At 69.2% G+C, this 8452-nt stretch carries 8 protein-coding genes; all 8 read left to right on the forward strand.

The features are described from left to right. Positions 1-16 precede the first annotated feature (16 nt). A complete protein-coding gene (locus tag AC5JOC_RS03475; RefSeq protein ID WP_124767695.1) occupies positions 17-1390 on the forward strand; it encodes a dihydrolipoamide acetyltransferase family protein in 1374 nt (457 codons plus the stop codon). Positions 1391-1487: 97 nt separating this feature from the next. Further along, the gene (locus AC5JOC_RS03480) at positions 1488-2462 is read left to right on the forward strand and encodes a metal ABC transporter solute-binding protein, Zn/Mn family (RefSeq protein ID WP_192003890.1); all 975 of its coding nucleotides are present in this window, start codon (positions 1488-1490) and stop codon (positions 2460-2462) included. Further along, positions 2459-3313, forward strand: coding sequence for a metal ABC transporter ATP-binding protein (locus AC5JOC_RS03485; protein ID WP_079704167.1), 855 nt, complete (start codon positions 2459-2461; stop codon positions 3311-3313). Before AC5JOC_RS03480 ends, AC5JOC_RS03485 begins: the two co-directional genes overlap by 4 nt. Then, positions 3310-4209 (forward strand): metal ABC transporter permease, encoded by a 900-nt coding sequence (locus AC5JOC_RS03490; RefSeq protein ID WP_085511689.1) that lies wholly within the window; start codon positions 3310-3312, stop codon positions 4207-4209. Before AC5JOC_RS03485 ends, AC5JOC_RS03490 begins: the two co-directional genes overlap by 4 nt. 92 nt (positions 4210-4301) lie before the next feature. Then, complete coding sequence (locus tag AC5JOC_RS03495; protein ID WP_079704165.1) at positions 4302-4703, forward strand: Fur family transcriptional regulator; 402 nt, start codon at positions 4302-4304, stop codon at positions 4701-4703. Positions 4704-4710: 7 nt separating this feature from the next. Beyond that, entirely contained in the window at positions 4711-5799 is a 1089-nt protein-coding gene (locus tag AC5JOC_RS03500; RefSeq protein WP_369821859.1) for a permease, read from the forward strand. After that, positions 5792-6604 (forward strand): TIGR03943 family putative permease subunit, encoded by an 813-nt coding sequence (locus AC5JOC_RS03505; protein WP_241160967.1) that lies wholly within the window; start codon positions 5792-5794, stop codon positions 6602-6604. Before AC5JOC_RS03500 ends, AC5JOC_RS03505 begins: the two co-directional genes overlap by 8 nt. Continuing rightward, entirely contained in the window at positions 6594-8060 is a 1467-nt protein-coding gene (locus AC5JOC_RS03510) for a hypothetical protein (protein ID WP_494245367.1), read from the forward strand. The genes AC5JOC_RS03505 and AC5JOC_RS03510 overlap by 11 nt, the downstream gene beginning before the upstream one ends. The last annotated feature ends 392 nt before the right edge of the window (positions 8061-8452 follow it).

Here is an 8452-nt window from a genome sequence, read left to right on the forward strand (position 1 = left end):
AAGACGAGGAACCACGATGAGTGATCTCCAGTTCGAACTGCCGGACGTCGGCGAAGGCCTGACCGAGGCCGAGATCGTCGCATGGAAGGTCGCGCCGGGCGACGCCGTCTCGGTCAACCAGGTGCTGGTCGAGATCGAGACCGCGAAGTCGCTCGTCGAACTCCCGTCGCCGTTCGCCGGCACTGTCGGCGCTCTGCTCGTCGAGGAGGGCCAGACCGTCGACGTCGGGACGCCCATCATCAGCGTGAGCACCGGTGGTGGGGCAGCGACCGCCGAGCCGACCGTGCCCGCACCGGCGGTCGTCGAGTCGGAGGAGGCCACGCTGGCCGCCGACACCGCGGCGAGCGTCTCTCCTGCCGAAGAGCCGCGCCCTGGTGCCGTGCTCGTCGGGTACGGCAGCGCCGGCAGCACCTCGAGCCGTCGCCGTGGCCGTGGCGCGACGCCGGTCGTCGAGCCGGCGAGCCCGGCCGTCACCCCGCAGCCGCCCGTGCGCCGCCAGCCGCCGTCGAGCATCCCCGCCGCGTCCGCGCTGCCGGTCATCGCCAAGCCGCCGATCCGGAAGCTCGCGAAGGACCTCGAGGTCGACCTCACGGCCATCGAGGGCACCGGGCTCGCGGGTGAGATCACCCGCGACGACGTCATCCGCGAGGCCAGCCAGGCGAGCGTGTTCCGCAACATCGAGACGCCGGAGTGGGCCGACGAGCGCGAGGAGCGCATCCCGGTCAAGGGCGTCCGCAAGGCCATCGCGACGGCCATGACCCGCAGCGCCTTCACCGCGCCGCACGTCTCCCTCTTCGTCGACGTCGACGCGACGCGCACGATGGAGTTCGTCAAGCGCCTGAAGAACTCGACGGACTTCGCCGGCGTCAAGGTCTCGCCGCTGCTCATCATGGCCAAGGCGATGATCTGGGCGGTCCGCCGCAACCCCACGGTCAACAGCGAGTGGACCGACCAGGAGATCATCGTCCGCCACTACGTGAACCTCGGCGTCGCCGCCGCGACACCGCGCGGACTGATCGTCCCGAACGTCAAGGAGGCGCAGGCGATGAGCCTGCTCGAGCTGGCGCGCGCCCTCGAGACCCTCACGCTCACGGCCCGCGACGGCAAGACGCCGCCGGCCGACCAGCAGAACGGCACGATCACGGTGACGAACATCGGTGTCTTCGGCATGGACACCGGCACCCCGATCCTCAACCCGGGCGAGGTCGGCATCGTCGCGCTCGGCACGATCAAGCAGAAGCCGTGGGTCGTCGACGGCGAGGTGCGCAGTCGGTTCGTGACGACGCTCGGCGCCTCCTTCGATCACCGCGTGGTGGACGGCGACGTCGCGAGCCGCTTCCTGGCGGACGTCGCGTCGATCATCGAGGAGCCGGCGCTGCTGCTCGACTGAGTACACCTGCCCAGGAACCTTCCAGCCGGGCGATTTTGAGAATCAGTATCAATAGGCGTAGCGTTGGCCTTCTCACCCCGATCGAGAAGGTTCATCAATGCGCGCTCGCACCCTGCTCCCAGCCTTGGCCATCCTCCCGGCGGCCGCCCTCGTCCTCGCGGGCTGCTCCGGCAGCGGCGCGTCGAGCGCGGCCGACGACGGCAAGATCAACATCGTCGCCTCCACGAACGTGTACGGCGACATCGCTTCGAAGATCGGCGGTAAGGACGTCGAGGTGACCTCGCTCATCTCCTCGGCCGCCCAGGACCCGCACTCCTACGAGGCGAGCACGCAGGACCAGCTCTCCATCAAGAACGCCGACCTCGTCATCGAGAACGGCGGCGGCTACGACCCCTTCGTCGACACGCTCCTCGACGCAGCCAAGAACGAGTCCGTCGAGGTCGTCAACGTCGTCGACCTGTCGGGCCTCGCCCCGGACGACGACCACGCAGACGAGCAGCACACGGATGAGGCGCACGCCGAGGACGACGGCCACGACCACATCGAGGGCTTCAACGAGCACGTCTGGTACAGCTTCCCGACGATGGCGAAGCTCGCCGACGAGCTGGCCAAGGAGCTCGGCGAACTCGACAGCGCGAACGCCGCCACGTACACCGCGAACGCGAAGGCCTTCACCGAGTCCCTCGGCACGATCGAGACGGCCCAGGCCGCGATCAAGACCGCACACGACGGCGAGGGCGTCGCCATCACCGAGCCCGTCCCGCTCTACCTGCTCGAGGGCGCCGGACTCGTGAACCGGACCCCCGAGGCGTTCAGCGAGGCGATCGAGGAGGGCACCGACGTGTCACCGACCGTCCTCAAGGAGACGCTCGACCTCTTCGGCGGCGGATCGGTCGCGCTGCTTGCCTACAATGAGCAGACGAGTGGCGGCGAGACCGAACAGGTCAAGACCGCCGCGGAGAACGCAGGCGTGCCGGTGCTGTCATTCACCGAGACCCTCCCGGATGGCAAGGACTACCTCTCGTGGATGACCGAGAACGTCGACGCCGTGGCGGACGCCCTGAATCGATGACCAGCGGTCCGACCAACGACTCAGGCCCCGTCGACGTCCTGGCGCTCGCCGGGGCCGAGCTCGGTTTCGGTGGACGCACGCTCTGGGACGGCCTCGACCTCTCGGTGCGCCCGGGGGAGTTCCTCGCCGTGCTCGGCCCGAACGGCTCCGGCAAGACGAGTCTGCTGCGCACCATCCTCGGGCAGCAGCAGCTCGACCGCGGGACCATCAGGGTCGCCGGAGGCCCGGTGCACCGCGGCGACCGCCGCATCGGCTACATCCCGCAGCAGAAGCTCATCCCCGCCGGCACGCCGATGCGCGGTCGCGATCTCGTCGCCCTCGGCGTCGACGGTCACCGCTTCGGTCTCCCCATCCGCACCGCGGCGACGAAGCGTCGGGTCGACGAGCTGATCGCCTCCGTCGGCGCGACCGCCTACGCCGACGGCGCGGTGGGCACCCTGTCCGGCGGTGAGCAGCAGCGGCTCCGCGTCGCCCAGGCGCTCGCAGACGACCCGATCCTCCTCCTCTGCGACGAACCGCTGCTCAGCCTCGACCTCCAGCATCAGCGCGGGGTCAGCGAACTCATCGACCGTCGTCGGCGCGAGCACGACACCGCGGTGGTCTTCGTCACCCACGACGTGAACCCGGTGCTCCCCATGGTCGACCGCATCCTGTACCTCGCGGGCGGCCGGTTCCGGGAGGGCACGCCCGACGAGGTGCTCCGCAGCGAGGTGCTGTCGGAGCTCTACGGCACGCCCGTCGACGTGCTCCGCAGCCACGGCCGGGTCGTCGTGGTCGGCATCCCCGACAGCGAGACCCATCACCATCACCACGACGATCCGCACACCGGTGCGGTGGGGGTCGGCGCATGAACACCGACGACCTCTGGGGGCGCCTGTTCAACTTCCAGGACTACGGCGCACTCCTCGAACTCGTGCAGAACTCGATCATCGCCGGCGCGGTCCTGGGCATCGTCGGCGGCCTCATCGGCGTGTTCGTGATGCAGCGGGACATGGCGTTCGCGGTGCACGGGATCAGCGAGCTGTCCTTCGCCGGCGCCGCAGGTGCGCTGCTGTTCGGGGCCAACGTCGTCGTCGGGTCCCTCGCGGGCTCACTCGTCGCCGCGATCCTCATCGGCCTGCTCGGCTCCAAAGCGCGCGACCGCAACTCGATCATCGGGGTGCTCATGCCGTTCGGCCTCGGCCTCGGCATCCTGTTCCTCGCGCTCTATCCGGGCCGGAGTGCCAACAAGTTCGGGCTCCTCACCGGGCAGATCGTCTCGGTCGACGACCCGCAGCTCGGCCTGCTCATCGTCATCAGCATCGTCGTGCTGGTCGCGCTCCTCCTCCTCTGGCGGCCCCTCAGCTTCGACAGCCTCGACCCGGACGTCGCCGCAGCGCGTGGGGTGCCGAGCCGGTTCGTCTCCCTCGCCTTCATGGTGCTGCTCGGGCTCACCGTCGCGGTGTCGGTGCAGATCATCGGTGCGCTGCTCGTCCTCGCGCTGCTCGTGACACCCGCGGCCGCGGCGCTCCGGGTGTCGTCGTCGCCCGTCCTCGTCCCGGTGCTGAGCATGCTCTTCGGCTTCGTCTCGGCGGTCGGCGGCATCCTGCTCGCCATCGGTGGATCGCTCCCGATCAGCCCCTACATCACGACGATCTCCTTCCTCATCTACCTCGTCTGCCGCATCGTCGGGCCGCGCACCGCGTCCGGGCGACGTGGTCGTCGGGCACCCGTCGGCGAGACGCGGCACGCCCAGGTCGCACGATGATCGTGGACCGTGCACCGCGTCCGCGTGGAGCTGCTTCGGAGCGTCCTCCGAGCGGTTCCCGGGTACCCTTGAAGCGACAGGCAGGAGCACCCGTGGCGAAGCGCAACACCTGGCAGCGAGAAGCTGTCCGCGAGGCCCTCGGCGGCAACGACGGATTCATCAGCGCCCAGGGTCTGCACGCCGAACTCCGCGACACCGGTTCGCCGATCGGGCTCGCGACCGTGTACCGCGCCCTCTCCGACCTCGCGGTCGAGGGCGAGGCGGACTCCCTGCAGTCGCCGGAGGGCGAGAACCTCTACCGCGCCTGCACGCCGGGCACCCACCACCACCACCTCATCTGCCGCAACTGTGGTCTCACCATCGAGATCGAGGCCGACGAGGTCGAGGCCTGGGCGCGCTCGGTCGCGTCGCAGCACGGGTTCACCGAGGCGAAGCACGTCGTCGACGTCTTCGGGCTCTGCGAGAACTGCTCGGCGGCGGCCCAGCGCGCGTGAGGCCGGAGTGAGCAGGACGACCGGCACCCTCGGGGTCGACGACGACTGGACCGCGCCCGACGACGACGGCGCGGAGCACTGGGGTCGCACCGAGGGGCGTGATCCACGGAACCTGCGGACACCGCTCCTGATCGGCGTCGCACTGCTCGTGGTGGTCGGGCTCTTCGTGCTCCGGGCGCTCATGCCGCTCGGTGAGGCGCTCACCCCGCCCACCGCGGTGCGCGACTTCGTGACCCTGACGCTCAGCGTGGTGGTGGAGTCGCTGCCGTTCGTGGTGCTCGGCATCGTGCTGTCGATCCTCGTGCAGATCTGGCTTCCCGACGGCTGGCTCGAGCGGTGGTTGCCGACGCAGCCGATCCTCCGCCGAGCCTGCATCTCGCTGCTCGGCATGTTCCTGCCGGTCTGCGAGTGCGGCAACGTCCCGCTCGCCCGCGGCCTCATCGTGCGCGGGTTCACGGTGCCGGAGTCGATCACCTTCCTGCTCGCGGCGCCGATCCTCAACCCCATCGTCATCGTCACGACGCATCAGGCCTTCGGCTGGGACGGCGGGATCCTCGTCGCCCGGCTCGTCGGCGGGTTCCTGCTCGCGAACCTCATCGGGTGGCTCTTCAGCAAGCACCCCGACCCCAGCTCGCTGCTCACGCCGACCTTCCAAGCCAGCTGCGAGGTGACCGAGCAGCACGGGCACGAGCACACGAAGGTGGAGCGCAGCCTGCAGCAGTTCGTCGCCGAGGCGCGCGCGATCATGCCGGCGCTGCTCATCGGGTCGGCCGTGGCCGGCGCCGTGCAGGTGCTCGTGCCGCGCGAGGTGCTCGTCACCCTCGGCGCGAACCCGGTCTGGTCGGTGCTCGCGATGATGACGCTCGCCGTGATCGTCTCGATCTGCTCGAACGTCGACGCCTTCTTCGTGCTGTCCTTCGGATCGACGTTCATGCCCGGCTCGATCGTCGCCTTCCTCGTCCTCGGCCCCGTCGTCGACGTCAAGATGCTCGCACTCATGCGCACCACCTACACGACCAGGACCCTCGTGATCATCACCGCGGTCGCCGTGCTGTTCTCGGCGGCCCTCGGATTCGGAGTGAACGCCCTTGCCTGATCAGAACGCCACCCACGGACACGCGCACGCCGAGACGTCGACGGCCGGCGATCGTCGCGTCCCACTGCTCGAACGCCTCCGGCAGCGATGGTGGGGCGTGCTGCTGCTCGTCACCGCCGCCGTGTGCATCCTCTGGCTCGCGCTGACCGACCGCCTCGGGCTCTACATCCACCCGCGCTACTTCGTGTTCACCGTCATCATGGCGCTCATCGCGGTCGCGCTCGGCATCGTCAGCGTCCTCGTCCACGTGGACGTCGAGGAGGTGCCGAAGCGTCGCGGACGAACGGCGCTGCAGCTCGCCTCCGTCGTGGGCAGTCTCGCGGTGGTCGGTGCGATGGTGGTGCTCCCGCCGTCGACGCTGTCGGTCGCGACGGCCGACCAGCGCGCGGTGAACTCCGGCACGCTCGCGGGGGAGGTCCAGGGGCAGGACGCCCAGACGGTGCTGACCTCGAACCCGGACTTCAGCACCTTCGGCATCAAGGACTGGGCGACGCTGTTGCGCCAGACGACGCGTCCCGCCGACCTCGAAGGGCGTGCCTTCACCGGGGTCGGCTTCGTGATCGCCGATCCGGACGCGGCCGACGTCTTCTACGTCTCGCGGTTCGTCGTGAACTGCTGCGCCGTGGACGCCCAGCCGGTCGGTGTGCCCGTGCAGCTCGACGGCTGGGACAAACAGCTCAAGCCCGGTGACTGGGTCGAGGTCTCGGGGGCGCTCACCGCGAGCGACGCCTCGCATCTGCCATTGGTGGTCGGGACGGCGAAGGTCGACAAGGTCGAGGAGCCGGCGGACCCGTATGACTACTGATCGCCGGGGTGGCGCACGAGGCCGGTCGACGCAGGCCGCCGGCGACCGGAGCGGTTTCGGCCGGCTGGTCGCGATCGTGCTGATCGCGCTCGTCGTCATCGGTGGCGGCGCGGCCGTCGTGGGCTTGACCCAGGGGCCGAAGCTCGTCCGCACGGTGGTCGACCCGACCGGACTCGTGGAGTCCTGGGGCCAGCGGGTCGTCCTGGCGGTGAACCAACCGATCGCGGATCTCGGGTCGGACCGGGTGCGGATCGAGCCGGCAGCAGACTTCGACGTCAGTACCGGGGCCGGCGGCATCACGCTGGTGTTCCCCGAGCCGCTCGCCTATGCGACGGACTACCGGATCACGGTCGACGGGGTCACCGCGCCGGGTGGCGGACCGGCGGCCACGCTCACGACGTCGTTCTCGACGCCGCCGGTCGAGGGGTTCTCGCTCGTGCGGAGTCCGGTCAAGGACGGCGGCTCGGCGGCGACGAAGGCGGACGACCGGATCGTGCGCCTCTCGATCGGCGGTGGTGAACCCGAGACCGCGTACGAAGCGGCGAAGATCCAGGAGTTCGCGACGATCGGCGACTCCCTGATCGTCGTGGAGCAGGAGACGAGCGGGCTCGGTCGCATCGTGGTGGTGGACACGACCGACGGCAGTACCCAGGAGGTGGCCCTCCCGATGGGCGGGATGATCACCTCCTTGCAGACCGCTCCGGCGCAGAGTCGGGTGGGGTTCCTGTTCACGGAACAGTCGTTCGGCCGCGATGGCGGCGACAACCTCACGCTGTACTCGTTCGAGCTGCGGCAGGGGAAACCCACGGAGGCCGCTCGGGTCGGCGGGATCGACGGGGCTGCGGTCCAGGCGGCGGAGTGGTCGTTCGTGCCCCGGACCTCCTCGATGCTCGTCCGCACGGTGGACAACTCGCTCGAGCTGCTCGATCCTGCTGCGACGACCGACCCGGTGCTGCTCGGCCGGGCCTCACTCATCTCGAGCTACATCCCGGGGACCACCAAGGTCGTCATCGAACAGGTCGACGGTGTGGTCGTGCTCGACCTCGCGACGGGGAAGAGCGAACCGTTCGTCCTGCCCTCGGTGGCACGCACCGAGATCCCCGGACAACTCGTCGCGCTGTCGGAGTCCCTGTCGGCCAGGATCTACGCGGACTACGATCGCGCCGCCGGAACCACGGAGCAGCGGGTACTGGCGATCAAGGACGGCGCGACCGCCGAGCTCTATCGACCTGACGCGGGTGCCGTCATCTGGTCACTGTGCGCGAGCCCGAACGCGGAGTACGTCGCGGTCGTCGTCGTCCCCGACTTCGCGAAGGCCGGCTTCGACGGGTACGCCAACGCGCCGATGCCCAACGGTCCCGAGATCGAGGTCGTCGACGCCCGCACCGGCAAGGTGGTCGGGACACAGGCCGGCTTCGACCTGTCCTGGTGCGCAGGCACGGGTGTCGCGCAGTGACCCTGCGCCGACCCGTTCGCGGCCGCCTCGGCGAAAACCGCGTGATTCCGGGCGACACGCCCGGGATGCAAGCGGAATTTGCCACGATCCCGAGACACACGTAGAGTAATCACTCGTCACCCCAAAGGTGCGGGAAGCGGAAGAGCTTCTCGGCCTCAAGCGGGGACAATCCCCAGCCAAAAGCGAGAACATTTCGATGTTACCGTTTCAAGTCTCGGTTGGATGACTTCCTCCTGGTGTCACTCGTGCTCAGCATGACTCTGTTCGCAGAGCGGCTGAAACGCCGAGTTGACAACAAGCCGGGAAGATGTAAGATAGAGAAGTTGCCCTGCAGGGCGGTCGTGATGGCCAAAGGCAGGAGCATCCGATCCTTGAGAACTCAACAGCGTGCA

The organism is Plantibacter sp., assembly GCF_059073635.1.